This window comes from Brevundimonas sp. (assembly GCF_013912065.1).
GTDB lineage: Bacteria > Pseudomonadota > Alphaproteobacteria > Caulobacterales > Caulobacteraceae > Brevundimonas.
This window is the reverse complement of record NZ_JACESA010000026.1, coordinates 1-26025: the sequence shown is the minus strand read 5'-3', so window position 1 is coordinate 26025 and position 26025 is coordinate 1. Positions and strand designations below refer to the sequence as shown.

The window sequence follows — 26025 nt, the reverse complement described above, 5'->3', positions numbered from 1 at the left end:
CCCCCGCCCTCGTCCCCGCCGAAAGACGCCCGCTTGAGCGAGGAAACCTGCCGCATCGACCTCTGGCTGTGGCGCGCTCGCTTCGTGAAGACGCGGGGCCTGGCCGCCGCCCTGGTCGAACGCGGCGCGGTGCGGCTGACCCATCAAGGCCGCGAGACCCGGCTCGACAAGCCCAGCCGCTGCGTCCGCCCCGGCGACCTGCTGACCTTCGCCCAGGACGGTCGGGTCACCACCCTGCGGGTGGAGGCCATGGGCGAGCGGCGCGGCCCCGCCGAGGAGGCCCGCGCCCTCTATGTGCTGCTTACTGCTTGAGGACGAACTCGCCTTCGATGTGCAGTTCCACCTCGTCGGACACGGCCGGCAGGGCGTAGTTGATGCCGAAGTCCGAGCGTTTGATGGTCGCCTCGCCGTCGAAGCCGGCCTTGTAGGCGCCCATGGCGGTCCCGGCCTGGTTGAACTCGACCTCTATTGTGACCGGCTTGGTCACGCCGCGCAGGGTCAGGTCGCCGACCACCGTGGCCTCGTTGGCGTTGTCAGCGTCCACCGTCACAGAACGCGAGACGAAGGTCGCCGTCGGATGGTTGGCGGTGTCGAAGAAATCTGCGGTCTGCAGGTGGGCCTTCAGCCGGTCGTCGTTCGGCGCCACGTCGGTCAGGGGGATGGCGGCCGTCAGGGTGCTGGCCGACGGATTGGCGACGTCCAGCTTCAGCTCGGCCTTCACGTTCACGAACTGGCCCGTATAGGTCGAGAAGCCGAGGTGGTTGACCGACCAGGTGATCTTTCCGTGGCTGGAATCGAGGTCATAGGCCCCGGCTGTCACTTCCGACGGGGTCTGCGTCAGGGCGGCCTGGGCCACCACGGCGCCGCCGGCGGCGAGGCTGACGGCCAGGGCGCCGGCGAGGGCGTATTTCATGAAGGGGGTGCGCATGGGAATGCTCCGATGAAAGGGATCAGGATATGCAATCAATACAGTTGCGGTTAAGCCTGACCCTTGTCAAGCTGTGTCAGGCCGTCTTGCGAACGCCTTTCTCATTAAGCCGGGCTGTTGACAGTTGGTTGCGCGGCCGCCATGTCGCAGGCCTCCCGCTCACAACCTTGATCCCGTCCACCGCCCAATGACCTACATCGTCACCGACGCCTGTGTGAAATGTAAGTTCATGGACTGCGTCGAGGTGTGTCCGGTCGACTGTTTCTATGAGGGCGAGAACTTCCTGGTCATCGCGCCGGACGAATGCATCGACTGCGGCGTCTGCGAGCCGGAATGCCCCGTCGACGCCATCGTCCCCGACACCGAGGACGAGCCGGACGGCAAATGGCTGCAGATCAACGCCGAATACGCCAAGACCTGGCCCAATATAACCGTCAAGGGCACGCCCCCCGCCGACCGCGAGCAATACGAGCGCGAAACCGGCAAGTACGAGAAATACTTCAGCCCCAATCCGGGCAAGGGGTCCTGAGGCTCGGTTCCAGGCGCGCGTGCGCTGCGGTATTTCCACGTCTCCTCTAAGGACGTTTTGAAATTTCGCAGATTTGTGATAGGGTCTGTTTCATTGGATCGGGCGGTTCGCGAAATCTTCGCGCCGCCCGTGTTTGCGATAGTATCCCGCCCAGAAGACGGGATCGGCCAGAGGTTTGGTGATCCGTTTCCGCATTTGACGCCCAGCATCATCCCGACCGACGGAGAGATCCGGCGGTCGAGATCCTGTTTGCGTCGAACGCGCCTTCGCGTCGCCCGGCCCTGACCGGGAAAGGACGAATATGACGAGCAAGACTGGTCTGGAGTTCAAGGTTGGCGACGCGGTCGTCTATCCGGCGCACGGCGTCGGCAAGGTGGCGGCGATCGAGACCCAGGAAGTCGCGGGCATGTCGCTGGAAGTCTATGTCGTGACCTTCGACCACGAGAAGATGACCCTGCGCGTCCCGACCAAGAAGGCGGCGACCGCCGGCCTGCGTTCGCTGGCCGCCGACGACGTCGTGACCAAGGCCCTGACCACCCTGAAGGGCCGCGCCCGCATCAAGCGCACCATGTGGTCGCGTCGGGCCCAAGAATACGAAGCCAAGATCAACTCCGGCGACCTGATCTCCATCGCCGAAGTGGTCCGCGACCTGCACCGCGCCGACACCCAGCCGGAACAGTCCTATTCGGAGCGTCAGCTCTATGAATCGGCCCTGGACCGGATGGCCCGCGAAGTTGCGGCCGCCAACAAGATCGACAAGGACGCCGCCGTCGAGCTGCTCTCCAAGTCGCTCAGCGCCAAGAAGCCGATCCCGACCGCCGAAGCGGCCTGAGTTCAGGCTCCAGACGAACGAAAAGGCCCCGGAGCGATCCGGGGCCTTTTTCGTTTTGACCGACATCAAGGCGCCGGGGCCGCGCCTCGCGTCCACATGGGCTCCGACAGGAGCTGATCATGACCGACGCCGCCCCCCTGGGCTTTCACCACATCCGCCTGGAGCTGGCCCGTGAACCGTTGAACCCCGGCGGCGACCCCGATGTCGGCTACGACATCCTGGCCCCGCTGGGGACCGATCGCCGGCTGGACGCCGCAGTCTGGCGCGAGGCGCCCGAGAAATGCCGCGTCCGCCGCTTCTCGCACGGCGCGACCCTGGCCTTCGGACGGCTGCGTCACGCCGCGCCGGACCGCTGGTTCCTGGATTTCGAGCCGGGCGAGGCGGACGACGTCCACGGTTTCCGTCTGGCGGACGAAGTGCTCGAGACCGGCGAATACGTCAGCCTGTCCACGGGCGACCAGATGCACACCTATGTGGTCGCCCGTTCTGAGCCGGTCTGAACCTCAGAAATATTCCGCGTTCGCCGGGCACTGGGCGCTGATGCGGCGCGCCGTGATGGTTGCCGGAATATAGGGGGTGCCGCGCAGCAGCTGGGCGCCGCCACGGAAGCTGAAGCTGGTGTCCTCATAGGTTCCAGCCAGCCGCACATTGACGCGACGGCCCTTCTTGTCCTGACACGTCCCCTCGAACCGCGCCTGGCCGTCTCCAACCACGCGGGTCGGATAGGTGCAGCGCCAGCGGTTCGTCGAGAGGCCGCCGAAGAATCGGTTGATCTCGCTGGGGCGTACACATTTCTGCTCGGTGTCGCGCTGACCGACCGCGCTGGTCGTATATTCCCAATAGCCCGGCAACACCTCCGCCTGCGCGGGCGCGGGGGCGGGCGTCTGGGCCGGCGCCATGGCGGGCGCGCCCAGCATCAGGCCGCCGACCACCACCGGCGCCAGGACGCTCCACGACTTGAGGGACCGGGCTCTCTTGGGCAGGCGATCGATCAGGGACGGACGAGACATGGCGGCCTTCTGTTCAGCTTGGGTCTTCATGATATGAGGCATACAGCGCGTCATTTGAATGACGCCTGAACGGCTCCGTTCCTCGTCGTGCAGACTTGTCCGGGATTTCCAGGCGGTCGCCCCTCAAGACTCGGCTTGACGCCGAACCTCGTCTTCCCTTATACGGCCCCCTCTCGCGCGGGCCGCTTTCCCGCGCGTACTTGTTTCATGCGTCTTCTCCCATGTTCGGGCCGGACGCCGCACCTTAAGGATCTGACGATGTCGCGTCGTTGCGAACTCACCGGTATCGGCCCGATGGTCGGCCACAGCGTGAGCCACTCGAACATCAAGACCAAGCGCCGCTTCCTGCCGTCGCTGAAGACGGTCAAGGTCACCTCGGACAGCCTGGGTCAGACCTTCTCGCTGCGTATCTCGAACGCCGCGCTGCGCACCCTCGACTACAAGGGCGGCCTGGACGCCTTCATCGTCAAGGCCCGCGACGAGCAGCTGTCGATCGCCGCCCAGCGCATCAAGCGTCAGGTCCGCGCCAAGCTGGCCGAGCAAGCCGCCGCCTGATCGGCGACCGCTGAACTGATCTGGAAAAGGCCGGTGGAAACACCGGCCTTTTTCTTTGACTGTCGATCCGGGTCGAGGCGACTGGGGCCTAAGCCCCCGTCACCGTCACCGACTGCCGCACCATCTGGCACCGCTCCTGGGTGGTCAGGAAGGCGATGTCGGCCGCGTCGCGGCCGCAGGCGATCCGCACCAGTCCCTCGACCGGCGCCAACCGCGTCGGATCGACCAGCCACCAGCCGTTGGCCAGCCAGACCTCGAAGATGGCGTGGAAGTCGGGCGGGTTCAGTTGGTCGGCGAAGGCGCTGACGGCTCGCGCCGGTATTCCCGACGCCCGGCACAGGGTCATGCCCATATGGGTGAAGTCGCGGCACACCCCGGCCCGATCGATGAAGGTCCGCGCCGCCGTGGTCTCGGTGTCCGACACCCCGTGTTCGTAGTCGAGGTTCTCGTTGATCCAGTCCAGGATCGCCAGCACCCGCGCCCCGCCCGAGGTCTCGCCGAACTGGCGCGTGACGAACCGGCCGAACTGATCCGACGGACAATAGCGGCTGGGCTGCAGATAGGGCAGGACCTCGGCCGGCAGCTCGCCCCAGTCATGCTGCGACACGCTGGGCGGCAGGCCCTTCAGCACGCCGTTGTCGACCACCGCCTCATAGATCAGGCTGACCTCGCCCTCGACGTGGCAGCGCAAAGTGCGGGCGCCGAAATCGACGTCCTTGTCCTCGTGGAACTCGACCGGAGGATCGAAGACCAGGGTCTCTTCCAGAATGTCCTGACCCGGCCAGTGGGCGACCTGGATCTTGTAGATGGCGTCCGTCGGCGGATCGAAACGATAGACGAGCTCGGCGCGGACGCGCAGTTTCATGAAGGCAACCTGATTTGCGGGGGAGATCGGGCCTGAACGCCATGCGACTGCGGCCGTTCCATGTCCAGCCCGGGCGACGGCGCCCCGCGTCTCGTTCGAGGAAGGATCCGAGACCGTGGCGGAAGGTCGCACGGCGGCGTAAGAGCGCGGCATGACCGTCTTCGCCCCGCGCCTCCCCGCGTCCGTCTCTCCCCGCGCCTTCGCCCTTATGGTGCTGCTGCTGGCCGCCTGCGTCCTGGGTCTGGCGCCCATTCTGGTGCGGCTGACCGAGACGGGGCCGGCGGCGGCCGGCTTCTGGCGGTTCGTCTTCGCCCTGCCGCTGCTGACCATTCTGGCCTCGCGCGAGCCCGGCGGGATCGCCGCCCCGTCGAAATGGGCGCTGCTGGCCGGCCTGTTCTTCGCCCTGGATCTCAGCTTCTGGCACTACGGCATCGTCATGACCTCGGTCGCCAACGCCACGGTCCTGTGCAACCTGACGCCGGTCGTCGTCACCCTGTTTAGCTGGCTGATGCTGAAACAGAGGCCGCGGCGGATGTTCCTGCTGGCCCTCGTCCTGGCCATGGGCGGGGCCTTCGCCATGGCGGCGGGCGCCGACGGCGGGCAGGGCAGCAATCCCCCGCTGGGCGACGCCTTCTCCCTGTCGGTGGCGGTCTGGTATTCCGGCTATTTCCTGGCGGTGAAGGCGGCCCGGGCCACGGCCGGGGCCATGCGCATCACCTTCTGGGCCACCCTGGTCGGCGCGCCCCTGCTGCTGATCGTGGCCCTGGTCCTGGGCGAGGACATCATTCCCGCCGGCCCCGCCGGATGGGCCGCCTGTATCGCCATGGGGGTGATGCACGTCTTCGGCCAGGGCGGCGTCGCCTGGGCGCTGGGCCGTCTGCCCGCCTCGATCACCGCCGTCACCATCCTGATCCAGCCGGTCGTCGCCGGCCTGCTGGGCTGGTGGATCTTCGGCGAGACCCTGACCCCGGTCCAGGCCCTGGGCGGCGCCCTGGTGCTGGGAGCCATCGTCCTGGCCCAGAGATCGCAAAAGACCCCCGGATCGCAAACAAAAGCGGGCGCGGAGGAGACCCCCGCGCCCGCTTCCTAGCCTTGTCGGCCGTTCGGCTTAGAGGAGCTTGAGGTCGATCGCCGAGGTCTTGCCGCGCTGGTTTTCCAGCTCGTATTCGACCTTGGCGTTTTCATCGAGACCCTGAAGGCCGGCCTTCTGAACGGCGGTGACGTGAACGAACACGTCAGAGCCGCCGCTGTCGGGCTGGATGAATCCATAGCCCTTGGTGGGGTTGAACCACTTGACCGTACCGGTCGCCATGTCTGCGTCTCCGTAAACGCGCTTTTCCAGGCGGATCCCCCTCGGGGCGACCCGACAATCCATCTGGACAGCTCGTTCAGGCGAAGGAGCGAGACGCAGGTGTGGACCCCACGCAAAATCCGGACTGCGCCCTTGTTGTCACCCGGCTTTTCCGGGCGGTCAACAGCAAAGCGATTCGCGCGGGAGGTGATTCGACCTTAACGGCAGAGACCGCGTTCGGCGCCGTCGAGGTGCAGATGGTTCTCATGCGCGGCGTTATAGTCCGGCGTCAGCACCGTGGAGAACAGGCGGCAGGCGCCGTCGCGGACCGCATGAAGGAAGCGCGACCCCGGCTCGCCCGCCGGTCCCTGACCCCGCCAGTCGTTCAGCACGCTGATCGTCCGCCCGTCCTCCAGCCTCACCGCCGCCACGTCCAGAGCATTGGCCCGCGCATGTTCGCTGGGCCGCTCCTGCTCATCCTGCGACCCGTAGATGCGCCGGCACGAATAGGTCCCGTAGTTCTCGACCCGCGCCGGGGCCGACCCCAGTATGTCCCGCGCCGCCGGACGCAGCACCTGCCGGTCCCAGATGACATAGCGGACCGCCAGCGGGCACTGCATGACCACATCCGCCGGCGCCAGGGGCGTCACGGCCCCGCCAGTGATCCGCACCGCCCCACGCACGACGCAGAAGCCGCCGTCGTCGCGATCCTGGGCCCGCTCCACCTGGACCCCGGCGTCGCGCAGCGCCTGCATGCAGGCCTCGGTGGCGCCCTGAACTTCCTCGGGCGCCGCGGTGACGGGAATATCGAAGTCCGCAACCTTGGCCGCCGTCGCCCGCCCGACCGGATGGTTCAGGTCCAGCGGCTTCCACGGCAGGTCCTGCGGCGGGGCATAGGCGTTCAACAGCGCGAAGGCGGCGCAGACCAACAGCCCGACCTCCCACAGCAGATTCCAGAAATCGGCGAAGTCGCGCTTCATGCAGCCCCAGCATGGACCGCCCACGGCCCCGCTGGCAAACGCCGCGAGGCGCCGATCCGTTCAAATCGAACGGCGGTCGGACGTTAGGCGGCGGGCGGCAGCATGAGGGGTTTGACCGGGCGCAGCATGATCCTGGTCGGCACCGCCTGCTTCACACCGGTCAGAGGCGTATGAACCACCCGGCCGGACGCAGGCCAGAATTCGAGCTTGCAGCCCGCCACGCCGCTGCGGACGGGATCGGCGGTCGAAATGCCGCGCTCCGCCAGATAACGCATCGCGAAATCCACGTTGTTCTGGCCGATGCTGTTGTGGAACGGGCCGGGACTCGCGCCGCCGAAAACCTGGGCCTCCAGACGCTTCAGGCTGGCGCCCTGTTCGAGCAGATGGTCGATCAGCCGCTGCATCAGATAGGAGCCGTAGCGGGTAGGATCGCCCTTCGAACCGGCCTGAAACTGCGGCAGGACGTAATGATTCATCCCGCCCAGACGGGCCTTGGGATCGCGCACACAGGCCGCGACGCAGGATCCCAGGACCGTGGTTATGACGGTGTCGGGATCATCGCTGGCGCTGTACTCCCCCTGGGCGATGGTGACGTGGTCGACCCGACATCCGTCACGTTCCCAGCCGCCCTGGAATATATTGTAACTCAGCACTGTGTACGCCCTCACCCACCCGACCACCCTCGATATACCTCAAGTGGTGTACAGAGCATGTATGGCGCGACAATCTCGTCAGGCGTCCAGCTGCCCGACCAGTCTTCGCACCAGGGCGCCGGTCGCCATCTGGCCCGCCCCCTGATTGCTCAGAGCGATGAAGGCCGTCCCGCGCGCCGGCGCCACGACGGCGGTGGCGTACCACAGGGTGTTGGACCCATCGTGCGTCAACACCGGTCCCCCCGCCCAGGGAACCTGCGACGGCGCGATCCAGCCCAGAGCGTAAGGCGGGCCTTCGCCCTGCCTCGGGGTCGTCAGCCTCGCCATCGTCTCCGGCCTCAGCCATCCCCCGCCATCCGTCAGGAACAGTCTCAGCCAGGCGGCATAGTCGGCCAGACTCATGTGCGCCGTCCCCGCCGGCCCCAACGCCATCGGATTGTCGGCGCCGGGCTCGGCCGGGTTCACGGCGACCCGCGTCGCGCCCTCGCCGCCGTGGCCCCAGACATTGGCCCCGCCGGCCGTATTGGCGCTGGGCGCGCCGAAGCCGGCGGAGTTCAGACCCAGGGGCGCGAACAGTTCGGCCTGCATGACCGCTTCCCACGGCCGGCCCGTGATCCGTTCGATCGCCGCCCCAACCAGCATATAGTTGGCGTTGGCGTATTCGAAGCCGCCCCGCGTCCCCGTCGGCGGGGCTCCCAGCACCCGCTCGACCATCGCCATCCGCTGCTCCGGCAGGGGCCGCGGATCGCCGCGCGCGGTCATGAAGAAGATCATGCCCATGGCGTCGGCGTCCTTCACCCCCGCCCTATGGCCCATGAAATCGCCGATCCTGGTCCCTTCCCAGGCCGGGTCGATCATGACGCCGGCGAACAGTTCGCTCAGCGGCGCGTCCCAGTCCGCCCGGCCCTGCTCGACCAGGCGTCCGTACAGGGCCGCCGTCATCGCCTTGGTGTTCGACCCCAGGTGCCAGCGGTCGTCCAGGGTCGCCGGGTCGTCGCCGCCCAGCCGACGCACCCCGCGCACGCCCGACCAGACCAGCCCCTCGCGCGTCACCACCCCGCCCGCCAGGGCGACGGGCCGCATCTCCGCGAACGCCGCTTCCAGCGCCCCCTCATATCCGGCGGCGTCCCCCGCCAGGGCGGCGCGGGAGACACCTCCCATGGCGGCCATACCGACGCCCAGACCGGTGGTCAGCAGGCTGCGACGATCCCACATGGGCGTCCCCTCCCCTCTATTTGCTCGACCTCAGCCTAACCCCGATCAGCTGGCGACACACGTGAGAAGCCCGTCACCTTCTTCCCCCTCGCCCTTCCCCGCCGCTTGCTCTCGCCCGCCCCCCGGCCCACTCTCGTCCGATGGGAAAGAAATCAGACGCCTACGAAACCGAACTCGAGCGACTGCAGCTCGCCGTCGTCAAGACTCAGGCCTGGACCATCGAACACGGGCTGCGGGTGGTCATCGTGCTGGAAGGCCGCGACACCGCCGGCAAGGACGGGGCCATAAAGCGGCTGACCGAATATATGTCGCCTCGCCAGACCCGCGTCGTCGCCCTGCCCAAGCCCAGCGACCGCGACACCAGCCAGTGGTATTTCCAGCGCTATGTTCCGCATCTGCCGGCGGCGGGCGAGACGGTGATCTTCAACCGCTCCTGGTACAATCGCGCCGGGGTCGAGCCGGTGATGGGCTATTGCACGCCCGAACAATACGCCCAGTTCCTGACCGATGCGCCGCGGTTCGAACGGATGCTGACCGACGACGGCGTCATCCTGATCAAGCTGTGGCTCGACATTTCGCGCGACGAACAGGCGCAACGGCTGAAAGAGCGCCGCGTCGACCCGCTGAAGCGGTTCAAGCTGTCGTCGCTGGACGCCGAGGCCGAGGCGCGGTTCGACGCCTATTCCGACGCCCGCGACCGGATGCTGGACGAGACCGACCACGACCACGCCCCCTGGACCGTGATCGCCACCGACGACAAGAAGACCGCCCGCGTGAACCTGATCCGCCACATCCTCAAGGTGCTCGACCACTGCGGCGAGGAGATCGCGGCCCCCGACCCCGACGTCGTCTTCCCGGCGACCAAGGCCCGGAAAAAACTGGCGCGCTGAACCCGTCTCCTCCCCGCTTCGCGGGGAGGGGGACCGCCGCGCCTCTTGCGCGGGGGTGGAGGGGTTCTGGACGCCCCACCGACGCCCATCACGCGCCACCCCCGCAATTTCACGCAACGCCCCCAACACTTTCAACAGCTTGCCATGCCGATCCCGCCTTCGACCTGACACGCCACCCACCCGTGCTATCGTCCTAATCCCTGTCGCCGGCGCCGGAGATTTCAGACGATTCAGACTATTCAGACCCTGTTTTTTCGTCCCGCCGTCTGAATCCGTCCGGGCAGGTGACGAACCGCCCTCCAGCCCCTACCTACAGGTCATGACCGTTCACGCCTCCCCGCCGCCCATCCTCGACACCGCCGGCGTCGACACCGACGAAGCCCTGTCGATCCTGAAGACCGCCCTGGCCGGGGCCGACGACGGCGAACTGTTCCTGGAACGGTCCGAGAGCGAGAGCCTGGTGTTCGACGACGGCCGACTGAAGTCCGCCGCCTATGACGCCACCGAGGGCTTCGGCCTGCGGGTCGTGGCGGGCGAGACCGCCGGCTACGCCCACGCCAACGAGATTTCCGCCGCCGCCCTGCGCCGCGCCGCCGACAGCGCCGCCCTGGCCAAACAGGGTCATGAGGCGCGTGTCGCCGAGGGGCCGCGCGCCACCAATCAGAAACTGTACGGCGAGGTCGATCCCCTCGCCTCGCCCGCCTTCTCCGACAAGATCGCCCTGCTGGCCGAGATCGACGCCTGGGCCCGCGCCCGCGATCCCCGCGTGGTCCAGGTCTCCGCCTCCCTGGTCGGCGAACGCCGCGCGGTCGAGATCCTGCGCGCCGACGAACGGATGGTGCGCGACATCCGTCCCCTGGTTCGGCTGAACGTCTCCGTCACCGTCGAACAGAACGGCAAGCGCGAAAGCGCCTCGGCCGGGGCCGGCGGCCGCGCCGGTTTTGAAACCTGGGTCGCCCCCGAACGCTGGCAGGCCCAGGTGGACGAGGCCCTGCGTCAGGCCCTGGTCAATCTCGACGCCATCGACTGCCCGGCGGGCGAGATGGACGTGGTCCTGGGCGCCGGCTGGCCCGGCGTCCTGCTGCACGAGGCCATCGGCCACGGCTTCGAGGGCGACTTCCACCGAAAGGGCTCCTCCGTCTTCAACGGCATGATGGGCCAGCGGGTCGCCGCGCCGGGCGTCACCGTGGTCGACGACGGCTCCATCGCCGGGCGTCGCGGCTCCCTGTCCGTCGACGACGAGGGCACCCCCACCTCGCGCACCGTCCTGATCGAGGACGGGATCATGGTCGGGCTGATGCACGACCGGCTGTCGGCGCGTCAGCTGGGGGTGGCGGCCACCGGCAACGGCCGCCGCCAGTCCTTCGCCCATATGCCGATGCCGCGTATGACCAACACCTTCATGGAGGGCGGCAAGGACTCCAAGGCCGACATGATCGCCAATACGAAGCGCGGCCTCTACGCCGCCAACTTCTCGGGCGGCCAGGTGGACATCACCAACGGCAAGTTCGTCTTCCAGTGCAACGAGGCCTATCTGATCGAGGACGGGGTCATCACCGCGCCGGTGCGCGGCGCCACCCTGATCGGCGACGGCGCCACGGCCCTGACCAGGATTCAGATGATCGGCGACGACTTCGCCTTCGACCCCGGCGTCGGCGTCTGCGGCAAGGCCGGCCAGGGCGTGCCCGTCGGCATCGGCCAGCCGTCCCTGAAAATGGGCGGCCTGACCGTCGGCGGAACGGCGGTCTGAACGAAAGGAACCCTAGCCGCCGACGAAGTGTTTCCCCGCCACATACAGCAGAGGAGACATCTCAATGCCTACCGAACGCACTGTTGAACATCCCGACGGCCGGGTCGAGCGCATTACCGAAAACGACCCCGCCGGCGCCCCCGTGGTCGTCGAGCGTCGCGGCGGCGGCGGCATGGGCGGCGTCATCGCCCTGATCATCGGCCTGGCCCTGGTCCTGATCATCGGCTGGTTCCTGATGAACATGAACCGTAACGACGCCGTCGAATCCAACGCCATCGCCGGCGCGGCCGAAAGCGTCGGCGGGGCCGCCGAGAACATCGGCGACGCCGCCCGCGACGCCGTTCCGGACCGTCAGGCTCCGGCCCCAACCCCGGCCAACTAGGCCGAACGAACGGTCAGGGAGCGGGCGCGCGCCAGTCGGGACCCACCGGTTCCAGGCCGTCCCGCTCCAACCGATCCAGCACCCCGTCCGATTCCGCCAGCACCACCAGGGGCACGATGGCGAAGGTTACGCCGTCGCGGCTCAGCGCCTCGTTCGCCGCTGTATTCCAGAGGCTGCGCAGCGCCTCTCCCTGCTCCATCACAGCCCAGTAGGAACAGGCGTTCGTCGCCTTCTCCAGCGGCGAGGCCAACACCGCCGGGATGCGGCGCGTACGCCATGCCTCGGCGCGCTTGGCGCCCTCCGCCTCCCCGATCTCGGCAGCGGCGACCGCCGCGGCGATACAGTCCAGATAGCGCTCGGGCGGGGTCGTCAGCACCCGGTCGACCAGCTCGTCGCCGCGGAACACGCTCACCGGCTCGGCCGGCGTCCGATTGGTCCGGGCAGCCCGACGCACTAGGTCGGAGACGGGACGGGCGCGACGGGCGTAGCCGCCCCTTTCCATCAGATCGGCCGACAGCAGCATCATGCTGTTGCGGCTGGGGCCCTCGCCAGTCGCCTGCTCAACCCGCGCCTCCAGCTCGGGCGACAGGTAGTCGGCGCTGGTCCGGTTGTCGGGCAGCCGCGTCAGGGTCCGCATCCGCCAGATCAGCCGGCCGACGTCCGCCAACGACCCCTGCGCTTGCGGCGGGAACAGCACCCGGTCCGCCCGGTCCACTGCGGAGACCAGGGCGTCCGTCCGCCACTCCATGTCGCGCGGCAGGCCGTCGATCGATCCGACCAGGATGAGGACGGCGTCGCCCCGGCGGACTTCCCATAGGGGCGCCTCGATCCGGCGCGCCGTGACGACGATGTCCTCCACTGCGCTGGCTTCGTCCGATGTCTGGGCGAAAGCGGGTGCGGCGGTCAGAAGGACGAAAGCCAAGGCCAGTAGGGATTTCATCTCGGCGCTCTCATTACAGATTCGTATAGTTTCACACTCGTAAGTATAGGCACGTGAATTCCTCGTAATGCTGTCGTCGATTTAATCCACCTTTCCGCCTTGTAACTGGAGATAGCAGCGTCCGATCGGCACACCTCTCGCCAACAACCGAGGGGAAGACCGATGACCAAGACCCTGCTTCTGGCGAGCACCGCCCTGCTGTTTTCCGCCGTGACCGCCTTCGCCGGCGACGACCCCCAGGTCGCCCAGACGCCGGTCCCGACCGGCCCGACCGGTCAGGCGCCCCTGGCCGACGCGGCCCAGCGGGGCGTTCTGGTCTTCACACCCGACTTCTTCCTCGCCCAGCGTCCGAACACGGCCCTGGACATGGTCAACCGGGTGCCCGGCTTCGATCTGGACGACGGCTCCGGCGCACGCGGCTTCGAAGGGGCGGTCGGCAATGTCCTGATCAACAACGCCCGGCCGGCCTCCAAGAACGACGCCGGTTCCAGCGTCCTGAGCCGCACCCCGGCCCGTCAGGTCGAACGGATCGAGTTGATCCGGGGCGGCGCGCCCGGCATCGACATGCAGGGCTTCTCGGTCGTGGTGAACGTCATCCTGAAGAAGGAGGCCAGCCGCCAGTCGATCCTGACCTGGAACACGACCCAGTTCGAGGGCTCAGGCCAGGACCTCTACGGCGGCAGCTATCAGTTCACCGCCCGCGACGGCGACCGCAGCTGGGGCGTCACCCTGTCCGACGGCATCAGCATGAGCGATTCCAACGGACCCGGCCGACTGATCCGGCGCGACGCCGCGGGCAATCTGCTCCGCGACGAGCAGACCGACACCGACGGCTACGGCGGCGGCAACTCGATCCGCGGGACCTATGCCGGTCCCGTCGCGGGGGGCAAGGTCGATCTGACCGCCCGCTACCGCGTCAACGACTGGCAGAGCTACAACACCAGCCGCTCCGCCACGAGCCTGCGCCAAAGCACGGATGCGGAGGACAGCGACGGCGGCGAGTTCGGCCTCACCTGGGAGCGCCCGCTGAACGACCGTTTCAAGCTGGAAACACGCCTCATGCATGAGTTCGGCAGCTGGGACGGCGTCTCGACCTACAACGTCCTGAACAACGGCGTGGACCAGCCCGAACAGGTCTTCGACTATTCAGGCGAAAGCTCCGAAACCATACTGCGCGCCCTGATCCGTCACGAACGCTCGCCCAAGGTGACGCTCGAGACGGGCGGCGAGATCGCCTACAATATGCGCCAGACCGACCAGGCCTTTACCGAGGGCGGCGTGCCGATCCCCCTGCCCAGCGCCTCGGTCAAGGTCGAGGAGACGCGCGGCGAAGCCTTCTCCAAGGGAACCTGGCGGCTGCACCCCGACCTGACCTTGGAGGGCGGTCTGCGGCTGGAAGCCTCCACCATCACCCAGTCCGGCGACGCCAATCAGGAGAAGAGCTTCTTCTTCGCCAAACCCCGCTTCATGGCCACCTGGACGCCGATGCCGAACAACCAGCTGCGGTTCCGCTTCGAGCGCGAGCTGGGCCAGCTGGACTTTTCCGACTTCGCCGCCTCGGCCGATCTGAACGACGAGAACGTCTTTGGCGGCAATGTCGATCTGGAGCCCGAGCAGCGCTGGATCTCCGAACTGACCTATGAGCGCCGCTTCTGGGGCGAGGGCATAGTGTCGGTCGGCTATCGCCACGACGAGATCATCGACGCCATCGACCGCATCCCGCTGGACGACGGCCTGTCGGCGATCGGCAATATCGGCGACGGCACGCTGGACCGCCTGTCCCTGAACGTGGTCGTGCCGCTGGACAAGGCGGGCGTAAAGGGCGCTCGCTTCACCTTCAGGAACGACTGGAACCGGACCCGCGTCACCGACCCGACCACCGGCGAGGAACGCCCGATTTCGAACGTTCGCGCCACCCAGGCCAATGTTGGGATCGAGCAGGACATCGCCCGGTGGAAGCTGCAGTGGGGCGTGAACTGGCTGCCCTATCTGGGCCAACCCAGCTATTCCCCTGACCAGGTCTTCAAGTGGCGCGGCACGGGCTATTACGAGATGTTCGCCGAATACAAGCCGACCCCGACCCTGGCCATCCGCGCCCAGTTGAACCTGTGGGACGACTTCACCCAGCGCCGCACGGTCTTCGCCGACCGCGACACCCGCGCCGTCGCCTTCGTCGAGGAAGGGACGCAGGATCCGCGCACCTTCGTCTCCCTGCGAGTTCGCAAGACCTTCTGAGGCGGGAACGTCCCAGCAAAAAGCCCCGGCGGATCGCTCCGCCGGGGCTTCTTCGTTTCGGCGAGGCTTGGGGTCAGTGGACCCCGGCCATGCCCTTCTTCAGCAGAGGCGAGATCAGCAGCAGGAAGACGCCGACGCCGACGCCGGTCCAACCGATGGTGCCGAAGATCGAACCATAGGTCTGCAGCGCCAGCGCCGGGCTGGTCACCACGCCCGCCACCGTGTCGGTCGCGGTCGCCTGAGCGATCAGGCCGGCGACGATGTGGGCGACCGAGCTGGACAGGAACCAGACGCCCATCATCAGGCCGACCACCCGCGCCACTGACAGTTTGGTGATCATCGACAGGCCGACCGGCGACAGGCACAGCTCACCGACCGTGTGGAAGAAGTAGGTCAGGAACAGGAACAGCAGAGGCACCCGGAAGGCGTCGTTGGCCTGGGTCGCGGCGGCCCAGGTCAGGACCAGGAAGCCCAGACCCACGAACACCAGACCGAACGAGAACTTCACTGGGGTCGAGGGTTCAAGATTGCGTTTGGCAAGCCAGACCCACAGTGCGGCCATGATGGGACCGCCGAGGACGATGATCCCCGGGTTGAACATCTGCGTATAGCCGGCATTGAACCAGCTCGGCATCTGGGTCGACTGGTCCGCGAACAGGGTCAGGGACGAGCCGGCCTGTTCGAACAGGGCCCAGAACAGCACCGAAAAGAAGATCAGCATCTGGGCGACCAGCATGCGGCTGCGTTCGGCGCCCTTTAGACGGAAGACCGTGAAACCGACGACGCAGGCGAAGATGACGCCGGCGATCCATGGCAGGCCCGTCTCGATAATCTCGTGGCGTTGCATCAGCAGCCAGGTCGGGATGACGGCGACCAGGCCGGCGATCCAGAAGAAGGGCACCAGGGGCACGCCGAGGATCGAACGGCCCTCGACCGGAATCGGCGGTGCGCCGCGCCCCTCGAGCCAGGACTGGCCGAGGACGAAGGTCAGCAGGCCGAACAGCATGCCGATGCCGGCCAGACCGAAGCCGTAAGCCCAGCCATAGTTGAAGCCCAGATACGAACAGGCGGCGGTCGCCAGGAAGGAGCCCAGGTTGATGCCGACGTAGAAGATGGTGAAGCCGCCGTCGCGACGGGGATCATTCTCTTCATACAGGGCGCCGACGACGGTCGAGATATTTGCCTTCAGGAAGCCCACGCCGACGATGATCAGGGCCAGGGCCAGGAACAGGACGGGTTCGCCCAGGGCCTGGTCGCGCTCGGTCTCCAGCGTATAGGCGCCGGTGGCGGTGAAGGCGGGGAAGCCGGCGGCGGCGGCCGTTTGCGGCGCGGCCTGAGTCGCGGGATCCAACGCGCCGGTCGGCGGCGTGCCCAGGCCCGTCCCCACAGCGGCTGCAGCCGCGTCGGCGGCGTTGGCGGCTGAAGGCTCGGTCCCGACGGTCGAGACGCCTTCCGGCGAAATCGCGATCTGAACCCGCTCGTCGCCGTTGACGGCGAACATCTTGCGGTTCTGATCCCGGCCTTCGACCTGGATCTGATAGGTGGTGTCGCCGATGGTCAGGCTTTCACGACCGCCTGTGCCTTCGAAGGCCATGGTGAAGTGGCCCATGACCAGCAGGACGGCGCCGATGATGACGGCCTTGCGTGAGCCCAGATAGCGGTCGGCGATCATGCCGCCGATGACCGGCATCAGATAGACCAGGGCGGCGTAGGCGGCGTAGATGCCTTGGGCCTCGGCGGGGCCGAACAGGAAATGCTGCGTCAGATACAGGACCAGCAGGGCCCGCATGCCATAGTAGGAGAACCGCTCCCACATTTCGGTGAAGAACAGAACCACCAGCCCCCGCGGGTGCCCCAGGAAAGTCTTGCGAGGCTCGAGCGCCCCCCCATCCGTCGCTGTCAACGGCTCACTCCCAACTGCCGCGCCGCAAGCGGGCGCGCGAAAGGCGCATACCCAGCACAGCGGACAAATCCGAACAAGTGTTAAGGCTGTCGCGCCCCCTTGCCGCAGTCTGGGGACGCCCCCTCTGGCGTGACCTCTGCAGGGGCCGGACTCACACGAGAGATCCGGTTTCAATATGGGAAGGGGCGCCGAATGGCTGTGCGGCCGATCCGCAGATCCGACTACGAGGGCCTGAACCGGCTGCATCGCCAGGTGGGCTGGCCAGAGCGGTCCCAGGCCGGTTGGCGGTGGCTGGAGGATAATCCGGCCCGGCGCGACATAGAGGCTCCGGTCGGCTGGGTCGTGAGCAATCAGGACGACGAACCGGCCGCCATGCTGGGCAATCTGGTCCAGCGGTTCCGCAAGGGCCCAAGGACTTTGTACGCGGCGACGGGCTTCTCCCTCATCGTGCCGCCGGAACGCAGCGGCGCCAGTCGGTCGCTGATCCAGGCGATTCTGACGCAGCCCGATCTGTTCGCCAAATACACCCTGAATGCGAATGCGCGCGCCGCGCCCCTGTATCGCCTGTTCGGCCTGAAGCCGGGGCCGATGGAGACGCACGCGCTCAAGCTGTCTTGGGTGGTCGATCCCCTGGCCTGTCTGAAGGGCCGTCTCCTGCGTCGGCTGTGGGGCGGGTTGTCGGCGAGCGACGCCCACCGCCTGGGCGAACGCTTGATGAATTCGCGTCTGTTCGAGCCGATCCCCCTGGTCCTGCCGAGGGATGTGATGGTGTTGAACAACATAAGGGCAGGGTCTGCCTATGCCGATTTCTGGCGCGACCTGGCGAATGAGGGACGACTGGTGGCGGACCGCAGCCCCGAAGTCCTGGATTGGCGTCTGTCCGATCCGGATCAGACCCTGCCGCCGATCCTGCTGGGTTTGATGCGTGGCGGGCGGCTGATCGGGATGGCCGCGGCCATGATGAACAAGACCAGCCTGATCGAGCCGCCCTGCCTCGACATCATCGACCTGGCGGCGCTGGAGACGGCGCCTGACGCGGTGGAGATGCTGGCCGGCGCCCTGATCGAAAACGCGCGCGCCCTAGGCGCCGCCAAGGTCAGGCTGCAGGTGACGACGCCCGAGATTCTCGACCAGCTCGGCGACCTGGCGCCGAGGGCGAGACGCGAGGGGGGATGGGGGCATTGCCACGCCCTGATCGAAGATCCCGAGCTGGCGCGGGCGTGGGCTCCGACGCCCTATGACGGCGACTATGCGATCTGCGCCCGTCACATACCCCTGCCTCGCGCCTGGCGTTCGCCGATCCGCAGCGAGACGAACGCCCCGGCGGGTCATTGGGCATCCGCGAGCTGAACCGGGTTTGCGCCTCAGGCGCCGGGGCGGGCCTTCAGGGCGTCGCGAATTTCAGTGAGCAGGGCCTCGGTCGCGGTCGGGGCGGACGGCGCCGGGTCGGGCTTGGCGGCTTCCTGGCGCCGTAAGTTGTTGATGCCCTTGACCACAAGGAAGACCACGAAGGCGACGATCAGGAACTGGATCACCGTATTGGCGAAGGCGCCATACTGGATGGCGACCTTCTCCACGGCCTCCGTCGCCGGATTTTCGGGCCGCAGCACCCATTCCAGTTCGGAAAAATTCACCCCGCCCGTCAACAGCCCGATCGGCGGCATCACCACCTGATCGACCAGGCTTTTCACGATGCCGTTGAACGCCGCTCCGATGATCACGCCGACGGCGAGATCGACGACGTTTCCCTTGACCGCGAACTCGCGGAACTCGGACAGCAGACTCATGGGGCATTCTCTCGGTCGTTCAGACTTCAGGCGTCCCCGGAAGCGTTCAGGCGCTCGCGCAGTTCCTTGCCGCTCTTGAAGAAGGGCACGGCCTTGGCCGGCACCTCCACCGTCTCGCCGGTGCGCGGATTGCGGCCCAGACGCGCCGGACGCGACCGAACGGAGAAGGCGCCGAAACCTCGCAACTCCACCCGACCGCCGTCGGAAAGCGCGCCGGTCATCTTGCCTAGGATGACATTCACCAGCCGCTCCACCTCCGCATGGGTCAGGTGGGTGTTCTCGGCCGCCAGTTTCTCGATCAGTTCAGACTTGATCATCAAGGCCCCTGTCCGCTCGTGATCGGCAGGCCTGGGCCTGTCCGCGATCCAGAAACCTCACCCTAACCCCGGCTCGCCGCGCGAAAAAGCCCTTATCCGCCAAGGAGACGCGCCATCTGCAGATTTATGTCCGGTTCCGTGCACGGCGGAGCAGCAGACAGAGAAAAGGGCGGCGGGATCGCTCCCACCGCCCTTCGGTCTCATCCGTTGGGATCAGACTTAGTCCTTGGTGCCGGCGTTCTTCAGCGCGGCGCCCAGGATGTCGCCCAGGGAAGCGCCCGAGTCGGACGAGCCGAACTGTTCGATGGCTTCCTGTTCGTCCTTCATTTCCAGCGCCTTGATCGACACCGAGACGCGGCGCGAGGCCTTGTCCACGGCGGTGATCATCGCGTCGATGCGATCGCCGACGGCGAAGCGTTCCGGACGTTGCTCGTTGCGGTCGCGCGACAGGTCCGACTTGCGGACGAAGGCGGTGACCGGCGCGTCGTCTTCACCGAACTTGACCTCGATGCCGCCCGACTCGATCGACGAGACGGTGACGGTGATCTGCTGGCCGCGACGATAGGTGTCGCCCTCGCCGATCGGATCGCCGCCCAGCTGCTTGATGCCCAGCGAGACGCGTTCCTTCTCGACGTCGACGTCCAGGACCTTGGCCTTGACCATCTCGCCCTTGCGGTAGCGTTGGATGGCTTCTTCACCCGACACCGACCAGTCGAGGTCGGACAGGTGGACCATGCCGTCGATGTCGTTGTCCAGGCCGATGAACAGGCCGAACTCGGTGGCGTTCTTGACTTCGCCCTCGACGGTCGAGCCGATCGGGTTGTTGGCGACGAAGGCGTCCCACGGATTGTCCTGAGCCTGTTTCAGGCCCAGCGAGATACGGCGCTTGGAGGCGTCGACGTCCAGGACGACCACGTCCACTTCCTGAGAGGTGGAGACGATCTTGCCCGGATGGACGTTCTTCTTGGTCCAGGACATTTCCGAGACGTGCACCAGGCCCTCGACCCCGGCTTCCAGCTCCACGAAGGCGCCGTAGTCGGTGATGTTGGTGATGCGGCCCGTGTATTTGGCGCCGACCGGATATTTGGCTTCCACGCCGTCCCAGGGGTCCGACTGCAGTTGCTTCATGCCCAGCGAGATACGTTGGGTGTCCGGGTTGATCTTGACGATCTGGACCTTGACGGTGTCGCCGACGGCGAGAACCTGCGACGGGTGCGAGACGCGCTTCCACGACATGTCGGTGACGTGCAGCAGGCCGTCGATGCCGCCCAGGTCGACGAAGGCGCCGTAGTCGGTGATGTTCTTGACCACGCCTTCGCGGACTTCGCCCTCTTGCAGCTGGCCGACCAGCTCCGTGCGCTGTTCGGCGCGGGCTTCTTCCAGGATGGCCCGACGCGAGACGACGATATTGCCGCGCGGACGGTCCATCTTGAGGATGGCGAAGGGCTGTTCCTTGCCCATCAGCGGGCCGACGTCGCGGACCGGACGGATGTCGACCTGCGAGCCCGGCAGGAAGGCCGAAGCGCCGCCCAGGTCGACGGTGAAGCCGCCCTTGACGCGGCCGACGATGGCGCCGTTGACCGGCTGGCCTTCGGCGAACACGACTTCCAGACGGGTCCAGGCTTCCTCGCGGCGGGCCTTGTCACGGCTGATGACGGCTTCACCGAGGGCGTTCTCGACGCGCTCGAGGTAGACTTCGACGTTGTCGCCGACCTTGGGCAGGTTGGTGTCGTCGCCCTGGCCGAATTCGCGCATCGAGATGCGGCCTTCGGTCTTCAGACCGACGTCGATGATGACGATGTCTTTTTCGATGCCGACGACGCGGCCGTGGACGACCTGGCCTTCGCCGAAGTCGCGACCCTGAAGCTGTTCGTCGAGCAGCGCGGCGAAATCGTCGCGCGAGGGAGAGAGGGTGTCAGTCATGGAGCTGGGAAGCTTCCTGTGGGGGCTGGGGCGCGCGGCCGGACGGCCCCGCGCGAGGTGGACGCCCCTCACGCAGCAAGCCGCTGCGCCGAGGCGATAGGGAAAGATAGGCAGGTCGTCAGGATGCGAGGCCGTTCAGAACGATCAGGACGCCCGCGGAAGCCGAGGATGGACGCGTTGGATTTGCGATTTGGGTCAGAGACCGTGTTTCGCGCGCGCCGCCTCGACGATACGGCGGGCCGCATCGAAGGCCGCCTCTATACCCATGTCGGTCGTATCCAGCAAGACCGCGTCTTCGGCCTGGACCATGGGCGCCGCGCCGCGACCGGCGTCGCGCTCGTCCCGACGCTGAATATCGGCCAGCATGTCCTCAAAGGCGATATCGAAACCACGCCCCGTCAGCTGTTTCCAGCGGCGGTCGGCGCGGACGTGCGGCGTGGCGGTGACGAACAGTTTCGCCGCGGCCTCGGGCGCAATGACGGTGCCGATATCGCGCCCGTCCAGAACCGCGCCGCCCAACTGGCGGGCGAACCCTTGTTGCAGGTCCAGCAGGGCGGCGCGCACGCCGGGATAGCCGGCTACCCGACTGGCGGCCTCGCCCGCCTCGCCAGTCGTCAGGCGCGGATCTTCGGACACCTGGGCTGCGTCCAGCGCCCGTGCGGCCTCGGTGGCCGCAGAGTCATCGTCCAGCGACCCGCCGGCCTCCAGTAGTTTGACGCCGACGGCGCGGTACAGCAGGCCGGTGTCCAGATGCGGCAGGCCATAGGTCCTCGCCAGACGCGCGGCGATGGTGCCCTTGCCCGAGGCTGCCGGGCCGTCGACAGCGATGATCAGCGACATCAGGCGGCGGAGTCCACGCGAACAGGGGCGAGGCGAAGGCCCAGGGCCTGCATCACCTTGAAAATGGTCGAAAGCTCGGGCCGTCCGTCCTCGCTGAGCGCACGATAGAGGGCGGTGCGCGACAGGTCCGCATCCTGGGACATCTGCGTCATGCCCTTTGCGCGCGCCACGGCGCCCAAGGCCTTGGTGATGATGCGCGGATCGCCGCACTCGGCGGCGTCTTCGAACGAGGCGATCAGAAACTCCTCCACCGCTTCGGGCGAGTTCAGGTAGCGGGCGGGATCAAACTCGATCAGCGGTTCAGCCATTTCGATACTCCTCAGCCAGCCGTTTCGACTCGACGATGTCGCGGCCCTGGCTCGACTTGTCGCCTCCGGCCAACAGAATGACCCAGGCGTCGTTCTTCTTCATCACATACAGACGATAACCAGGTCCGTAGGCGATCCTCAGTTCGCTGACCCCCTCGCCCACCGGCTTCACATCGCCCCAGTGACCGTTGGATAGCCGTTGAAGACGAGTCGTGATGCGAGCGACCGCCCTTTGATCCCGCAGCCTCAGCATCCAGTCGTCGAACCGCCGTGTGAAGGTCAGCCTGATGGACGCATTGTCGTCTATAGGCGACATTGCGTCAAGCGATCCGCCCGCCCAGACCGTTCATCATCTCGACGAAGCCGGGGAAGCTGGTGGCGATGATCAGGTTTCGGCTCAAGACTCAAACTTTTCAGGCGCGATCAGATCCCAAACCGCAAGACCAACGGCCAAGACGCACCCCAGAACCAGGAGGCCGCAAATGGCGACGACCAGTTCGAACTGCCAGCCGTCCACCGCGCGGCTCAGTTGAAACACAGCGGGAACCTTGTTGACCCGCATACTCAAATCGATGCTGCCCGACTGATGCAACGTCAGACAGGCCCAGCTAAAGACGATCGTGAGCAGGCCGAAACCCACCGCCCTCATCGGCGCCGTTTCCCGACTGTCGCTCATTCGGAAATCCGCCCGCCCAAGCCGTTCATCATCTCGACGAAGCCGGGGAAGCTGGTGGCGATCATGCCGGGTTCGTCGACCGAGACAGGCTGTTCGGCGGCGAGGCCCAGGACCAGATGGCTCATGGCGATACGGTGATCTTGGGCGGTGTGGACGACGGCGCTACCCTTCACCGCGCCCCCCGTGACCACGAACCCCTCTGGCTCTTCCTCGACCTGGACGCCGCAGACGCGCAGGCCGGCGACCATCAGGGCGATCCGGTCGCTTTCCTTGACCCGCATCTCGCCGACGCCGCGCATGACGGTGACGCCTTCAGCAAAGGCTGCGGTGGCGGCCAGGATCGGATATTCATCGATCATCGAGGCGGCGCGCGTCTCGGGAACCACCACGCCCTTCAGGGCCGAATGACGGGCGGTGATGTCGCCGACGTCCTCGCCGCCGGCCTGGCGCCGGTTCGAGATCGTCAGATCGGCGCCCATCTCGATCCAGGTGTCGAACAGGCCGGTGCGCAGAGGGTTCAGCATCACGCCCTCGACCGTGACTTCCGATCCCGGCACGATCAGGCCCGCCGCAAGCGGGAAGGCCGCCGAGGACGGATCGCCCGGCACCGAGACGAAGGTTCCGGTCAGGGGCTGGCCGCCCCTTAGCGTGACGATCCAGCCTTCGCCCCGATCTTCGACCCCGACCTCGGCGCCGAAGGCGCGCAGCATGCGTTCGGTGTGGTCGCGGCTCTTTTCCGGCTCCGCCACCGAGGTGACGCCCTCGGCGTTCAGCCCGGCCAGAAGGATTGCCGACTTGACCTGGGCCGAGGCCACCGCCTGCACATAGTCGATCGCCTTCAGCGTCCCGCCGGTCAGGGCCACCGGCAGCCGATCCTCGGCGGCCTGCCAGTCGAAGCGAGCGCCCATGTCGGCCAAAGGCCCCGTAACCCGCTTCATCGGCCGTTTGCGCAGCGAGGCGTCGCCGTCGAAGGTCGCTGTCAGCGGATAGCCGGCCGCCGCCCCCATCAGCAGGCGAACCCCGGTGCCGGCGTTGCCGCAATCGATCAACGACGAGGGCGTGCTGAACCCGCCCGCGCCCGTGATCCGCCATTTGCCGTCGCCCAGCCGCTCGACCTCGGCGCCGAAGGCCTCGACCGCCCGGGCGGTGGCCAGGACGTCGTCGCCCTCCAGCAAACCCTCGACCTCGGTGACGCCCGAAGCCATGCCGCCCAGGATCATCGACCGGTGAGACATGGATTTATCGCCCGGCGCGCGCACGGCGCCGACCAGGGCTTCAGAACGTCTGGAGGTCAGTCGGGACGGCATATTCACCCGCTTCAGGCTGCATTCGCGAAAGGGCCGCGCGGGCGGCGCGAAAGACAGCTTTTGACAGCGGCTCCTAGGGGTGGCAAGGGACCGCCCCGAATTCACCCGTTGAAGGTTCCAAACGTGGCCAATCCCGAACTGGGCGCCAAACAGGTTTGCCCGAACTGCCAGGCTAAGTTCTACGACCTGAACCGCCGCCCTGCCCACTGCCCCAAATGCGGCACGGATTTCGATCCGGAAGAAGCCCTGAAGCTTCGCAGCCGTCGCGCCCGTCCCGGCTATCCCGCCGACGACGAGGACACCGAAGATCAGGTCAAGGACAAGAAGGCCGAGTCCGACGAGGACGAGGACGAAGAGGTCCGGGCCCCGGAAATCGACGAGGAAGGCCATGAGCCGATCCTCACGCCGGACGACGACGACGATGACGCCCCGGCCGACGCCTCGGAAGAAGCCGGCATGGGCGCGACCGACGGCGACGATGACGATCTGGCCGACGACGACGATGATTCCGTGCCGTTCATCGAGGACGACGACGATGACTCGATCGATGACGAGATCGCCAAGCCGTCGCGCGACGACGACTGATCTTTTCTGTTGCGTCTGCCGCGTTTCCCTTTAGTGGAGGCGCGGCAGGCAAACAGCCTTCTCGAACCGGCGTTCGGTTTGAAATCGCTGCTGTTTTTCGCTTCCGGAACCGATGCGAAAATAAATGTCGAAACGGGCTTGATCGCGAAAAAGCTCTGACATAGGTTCCGCCGCCTCGCCGGGGGCCATCGCAAGATGAACCGGGCGGACCAGACCGCAAGGTCCGGGGCTTTAGCTCAGTTGGTAGAGCGCTTGCATGGCATGCAAGAGGTCAGCGGTTCGACTCCGCTAAGCTCCACCAGTTTCCAGAAGCCCGGTTGCGAAAGCAGCCGGGCTTCGTTGCATCTGGAACCTGAGCCGTTCGCCACGCGCTTGGCCTTCATGACATCCCCGATCCAGACCGGCCTCGAAACCCTGGACGAGACCCAGATCGTACGGGTCGCGGGCGCCAGCATCACCGTGGGCGGCCTGGTCAGCGCCCTGGTTATACTGCTGATCGCCTTGATCGCCAGCCGTCTGGTGACCCGGGCCCTGCGTCGGGTGCGCGAGAGGTCGGAACGCAGCCGACAGGCGCTTTATCTTCTGGAGCGGCTGTCGGGCTACGCCATCATCATCATCGGCGTGATGACGGCCCTGTCCGCCGCCGGCTTCAACATAGCCTCCCTGGCCGTCTTCGCCGGCGCCCTGGGCATCGGGGTCGGGCTGGGGCTGCAGGGCGTAGTGAAAGAATTCGTCTCGGGCATCTTCCTGATCTTCGACCGAATGGTCTCGGTCGGCGACTATATCGAGATTTCGGACATCGAGGTGCGCGGGGCCATCATGGAGATCGGGCCGAGGGCGACGCGGATCCGCACCAATGACAACGTCAATGTCGTCATCCCCAATTCGCGTCTGATCGAACAGCCCGTGATCAACTGGACGCTGAAAGGGGACACCCGCCGCATCCATATTCCCTTCTCGGTCGCCTATGGGTCGGACCGGGGCAAGGTGAGGGACGCGGTGCTGGCCGCCGCGCGTGGCAGCCCCTTCACCCTGCCCGAAACAGAGGCGCGCAAGAGCCAGGTCTGGCTGACGGCCTTCGGCGAGAGCGGCCTGGATTTCGAACTTCTGGTCTGGCCCACACGCGAGGCGGTCAAACGACCCGCCGCGATGAACGCCGCCTATACCTGGCTGATCGCCGACGCCCTTGAGGCGGCCTGCGTCGAGGTGCCCTTCCCCCAGACCGACCTGCGGATCCGCAGCGCCTTTGGCCTGGAGGGCGACGAGGCCCTGCAGCGGCTCGGCTACGGCAAGGGTCAGACCCCGCCCCACCCCGCCCCACAAC

31 protein-coding genes and 1 tRNA gene are annotated in these 26025 nt (G+C 66.8%); 15 read left to right on the top strand and 17 right to left on the bottom strand.

The features are described from left to right. Positions 1 to 33 precede the first annotated feature (33 nt). A complete protein-coding gene (locus tag H2037_RS15745; RefSeq protein ID WP_292123875.1) occupies positions 34 to 312 on the top strand; it encodes an RNA-binding S4 domain-containing protein in 279 nt (92 codons plus the stop codon). Here H2037_RS15745 and H2037_RS15740 read toward each other — a convergent pair. Next, positions 302 to 928 carry a YceI family protein gene (locus H2037_RS15740; protein ID WP_292123871.1) on the bottom strand — a complete coding sequence of 209 codons (627 nt, stop codon included), beginning with the start codon at positions 926 to 928 and terminating at the stop codon, positions 302 to 304. The two genes, H2037_RS15745 and H2037_RS15740, sit on opposite strands and share 11 nt — an antisense overlap. 187 nt (positions 929 to 1115) lie before the next feature. Here H2037_RS15740 and fdxA point away from each other — a divergent pair, with 187 nt between their 5' ends. From fdxA to H2037_RS15725, 3 genes are all read left to right on the top strand, one after another. Next, a complete protein-coding gene (gene fdxA, locus H2037_RS15735) occupies positions 1116 to 1457 on the top strand; it encodes a ferredoxin FdxA (protein WP_292123869.1) in 342 nt (113 codons plus the stop codon). A gap of 301 nt (positions 1458 to 1758) precedes the next feature. Then, positions 1759 to 2289, top strand: coding sequence for a CarD family transcriptional regulator (locus H2037_RS15730; RefSeq protein ID WP_292123867.1), 531 nt, complete (start codon positions 1759 to 1761; stop codon positions 2287 to 2289). Between the two features lie 119 nt (positions 2290 to 2408). Next, the gene (locus tag H2037_RS15725) at positions 2409 to 2789 is read left to right on the top strand and encodes a hypothetical protein (protein ID WP_292123865.1); all 381 of its coding nucleotides are present in this window, start codon (positions 2409 to 2411) and stop codon (positions 2787 to 2789) included. Between the two features lie 3 nt (positions 2790 to 2792). Here the strand turns inward: H2037_RS15725 and H2037_RS15720 are convergent, their stop codons facing one another. After that, positions 2793 to 3299, bottom strand: coding sequence for a DUF3617 family protein (locus H2037_RS15720; RefSeq protein ID WP_292123862.1), 507 nt, complete (start codon positions 3297 to 3299; stop codon positions 2793 to 2795). A 258-nt stretch (positions 3300 to 3557) separates the two neighbouring features. Between H2037_RS15720 and rpmB the strand changes: the two genes are divergently transcribed. Continuing rightward, positions 3558 to 3854 (top strand): 50S ribosomal protein L28, encoded by a 297-nt coding sequence (gene rpmB / locus H2037_RS15715; RefSeq protein WP_292123861.1) that lies wholly within the window; start codon positions 3558 to 3560, stop codon positions 3852 to 3854. Positions 3855 to 3942: 88 nt separating this feature from the next. Here rpmB and H2037_RS15710 read toward each other — a convergent pair whose 3' ends face one another. Continuing rightward, positions 3943 to 4719, bottom strand: coding sequence for a transglutaminase family protein (locus tag H2037_RS15710; protein ID WP_292123858.1), 777 nt, complete (start codon positions 4717 to 4719; stop codon positions 3943 to 3945). Positions 4720 to 4870: 151 nt separating this feature from the next. On the opposite strand from H2037_RS15710, the gene H2037_RS15705 reads away from it, so the two are divergent. Further along, complete coding sequence (locus H2037_RS15705; protein WP_292123856.1) at positions 4871 to 5809, top strand: DMT family transporter; 939 nt, start codon at positions 4871 to 4873, stop codon at positions 5807 to 5809. A gap of 18 nt (positions 5810 to 5827) precedes the next feature. Here H2037_RS15705 and H2037_RS15700 read toward each other — a convergent pair whose 3' ends face one another. The 4 genes from H2037_RS15700 to H2037_RS15685 all read right to left on the bottom strand — a co-directional run bounded on the left by H2037_RS15700 (position 5828) and on the right by H2037_RS15685 (position 8858). Continuing rightward, positions 5828 to 6031 (bottom strand): cold-shock protein, encoded by a 204-nt coding sequence (locus H2037_RS15700; protein WP_008264090.1) that lies wholly within the window; start codon positions 6029 to 6031, stop codon positions 5828 to 5830. 197 nt (positions 6032 to 6228) lie between these two features. Next, positions 6229 to 6990, bottom strand: coding sequence for an extensin family protein (locus H2037_RS15695; RefSeq protein ID WP_292123854.1), 762 nt, complete (start codon positions 6988 to 6990; stop codon positions 6229 to 6231). An 83-nt stretch (positions 6991 to 7073) separates the two neighbouring features. Then, entirely contained in the window at positions 7074 to 7643 is a 570-nt protein-coding gene (locus H2037_RS15690; protein ID WP_292123852.1) for a chemotaxis protein CheD, read from the bottom strand. Between the two features lie 78 nt (positions 7644 to 7721). Then, on the bottom strand, positions 7722 to 8858 hold the full coding sequence (locus tag H2037_RS15685) for a serine hydrolase domain-containing protein (protein WP_292123850.1): 1137 nt from the start codon (positions 8856 to 8858) through the stop codon (positions 7722 to 7724). 140 nt (positions 8859 to 8998) lie between these two features. Here H2037_RS15685 and ppk2 point away from each other — a divergent pair, with 140 nt between their 5' ends. The 3 genes from ppk2 to H2037_RS15670 all read left to right on the top strand — a co-directional run bounded on the left by ppk2 (position 8999) and on the right by H2037_RS15670 (position 11880). Beyond that, entirely contained in the window at positions 8999 to 9748 is a 750-nt protein-coding gene (ppk2, locus tag H2037_RS15680; protein ID WP_292123848.1) for a polyphosphate kinase 2, read from the top strand. 319 nt (positions 9749 to 10067) lie between these two features. Further along, positions 10068 to 11498 (top strand): metalloprotease TldD, encoded by a 1431-nt coding sequence (gene tldD / locus H2037_RS15675; RefSeq protein WP_292123846.1) that lies wholly within the window; start codon positions 10068 to 10070, stop codon positions 11496 to 11498. A 64-nt stretch (positions 11499 to 11562) separates the two neighbouring features. Continuing rightward, on the top strand, positions 11563 to 11880 hold the full coding sequence (locus H2037_RS15670) for a hypothetical protein (RefSeq protein WP_292123844.1): 318 nt from the start codon (positions 11563 to 11565) through the stop codon (positions 11878 to 11880). A 13-nt stretch (positions 11881 to 11893) separates the two neighbouring features. Here the strand turns inward: H2037_RS15670 and H2037_RS15665 are convergent, their stop codons facing one another. Next, entirely contained in the window at positions 11894 to 12820 is a 927-nt protein-coding gene (locus H2037_RS15665; protein WP_292123842.1) for a TraB/GumN family protein, read from the bottom strand. A gap of 162 nt (positions 12821 to 12982) precedes the next feature. Here H2037_RS15665 and H2037_RS15660 point away from each other — a divergent pair, with 162 nt between their 5' ends. After that, positions 12983 to 15055, top strand: a complete 2073-nt coding sequence (locus H2037_RS15660) for a TonB-dependent receptor (RefSeq protein WP_292123841.1) — start codon at positions 12983 to 12985, stop codon at positions 15053 to 15055. 73 nt (positions 15056 to 15128) lie between these two features. Here the strand turns inward: H2037_RS15660 and H2037_RS15655 are convergent, their stop codons facing one another. Then, entirely contained in the window at positions 15129 to 16958 is a 1830-nt protein-coding gene (locus tag H2037_RS15655; RefSeq protein WP_292123839.1) for an oligopeptide:H+ symporter, read from the bottom strand. A gap of 192 nt (positions 16959 to 17150) precedes the next feature. On the opposite strand from H2037_RS15655, the gene H2037_RS15650 reads away from it, so the two are divergent. Continuing rightward, positions 17151 to 18308, top strand: a complete 1158-nt coding sequence (locus H2037_RS15650; RefSeq protein WP_292123836.1) for an N-acetyltransferase — start codon at positions 17151 to 17153, stop codon at positions 18306 to 18308. A 14-nt stretch (positions 18309 to 18322) separates the two neighbouring features. Here H2037_RS15650 and mscL read toward each other — a convergent pair whose 3' ends face one another. The 8 genes from mscL to aroA all read right to left on the bottom strand — a co-directional run bounded on the left by mscL (position 18323) and on the right by aroA (position 24116). Further along, positions 18323 to 18745 carry a large-conductance mechanosensitive channel protein MscL gene (gene mscL, locus H2037_RS15645; RefSeq protein ID WP_292123834.1) on the bottom strand — a complete coding sequence of 141 codons (423 nt, stop codon included), beginning with the start codon at positions 18743 to 18745 and terminating at the stop codon, positions 18323 to 18325. Positions 18746 to 18771: 26 nt separating this feature from the next. Next, a complete protein-coding gene (locus H2037_RS15640) occupies positions 18772 to 19062 on the bottom strand; it encodes an integration host factor subunit beta (RefSeq protein ID WP_292123832.1) in 291 nt (96 codons plus the stop codon). A gap of 219 nt (positions 19063 to 19281) precedes the next feature. After that, positions 19282 to 20985: a 30S ribosomal protein S1 gene (rpsA, locus tag H2037_RS15635; RefSeq protein ID WP_292123830.1), complete on the bottom strand. Its 1704-nt coding sequence runs from the start codon at positions 20983 to 20985 to the stop codon at positions 19282 to 19284. 195 nt (positions 20986 to 21180) lie between these two features. After that, positions 21181 to 21825, bottom strand: coding sequence for a (d)CMP kinase (gene cmk / locus H2037_RS15630; RefSeq protein ID WP_292123828.1), 645 nt, complete (start codon positions 21823 to 21825; stop codon positions 21181 to 21183). After that, positions 21825 to 22133, bottom strand: a complete 309-nt coding sequence (locus H2037_RS15625; protein WP_292123826.1) for an addiction module antidote protein — start codon at positions 22131 to 22133, stop codon at positions 21825 to 21827. The genes cmk and H2037_RS15625 overlap by 1 nt, the downstream gene beginning before the upstream one ends. Further along, positions 22126 to 22449 (bottom strand): type II toxin-antitoxin system RelE/ParE family toxin, encoded by a 324-nt coding sequence (locus H2037_RS15620; protein WP_292123825.1) that lies wholly within the window; start codon positions 22447 to 22449, stop codon positions 22126 to 22128. The genes H2037_RS15625 and H2037_RS15620 overlap by 8 nt, the downstream gene beginning before the upstream one ends. Positions 22450 to 22530: 81 nt before the next feature. Further along, on the bottom strand, positions 22531 to 22809 hold the full coding sequence (locus tag H2037_RS15615; protein ID WP_292123823.1) for a hypothetical protein: 279 nt from the start codon (positions 22807 to 22809) through the stop codon (positions 22531 to 22533). Next, a complete protein-coding gene (gene aroA / locus H2037_RS15610) occupies positions 22806 to 24116 on the bottom strand; it encodes a 3-phosphoshikimate 1-carboxyvinyltransferase (protein WP_292123821.1) in 1311 nt (436 codons plus the stop codon). The genes H2037_RS15615 and aroA overlap by 4 nt, the downstream gene beginning before the upstream one ends. A gap of 123 nt (positions 24117 to 24239) precedes the next feature. On the opposite strand from aroA, the gene H2037_RS15605 reads away from it, so the two are divergent. The 4 genes from H2037_RS15605 to H2037_RS15590 form a co-directional block, all read left to right on the top strand. Then, positions 24240 to 24701, top strand: a complete 462-nt coding sequence (locus tag H2037_RS15605) for a TIGR02300 family protein (protein ID WP_292123873.1) — start codon at positions 24240 to 24242, stop codon at positions 24699 to 24701. 9 nt (positions 24702 to 24710) lie between these two features. Continuing rightward, positions 24711 to 24860 (top strand): hypothetical protein, encoded by a 150-nt coding sequence (locus tag H2037_RS15600; protein ID WP_292123819.1) that lies wholly within the window; start codon positions 24711 to 24713, stop codon positions 24858 to 24860. Positions 24861 to 24926: 66 nt separating this feature from the next. Continuing rightward, a tRNA-Ala gene (locus H2037_RS15595) sits at positions 24927 to 25002 on the top strand. An 80-nt stretch (positions 25003 to 25082) separates the two neighbouring features. Then, positions 25083 to 26025 (top strand): mechanosensitive ion channel domain-containing protein (locus H2037_RS15590; RefSeq protein ID WP_292123817.1); only part of this gene is annotated, 943 nt, incomplete at its 3' end.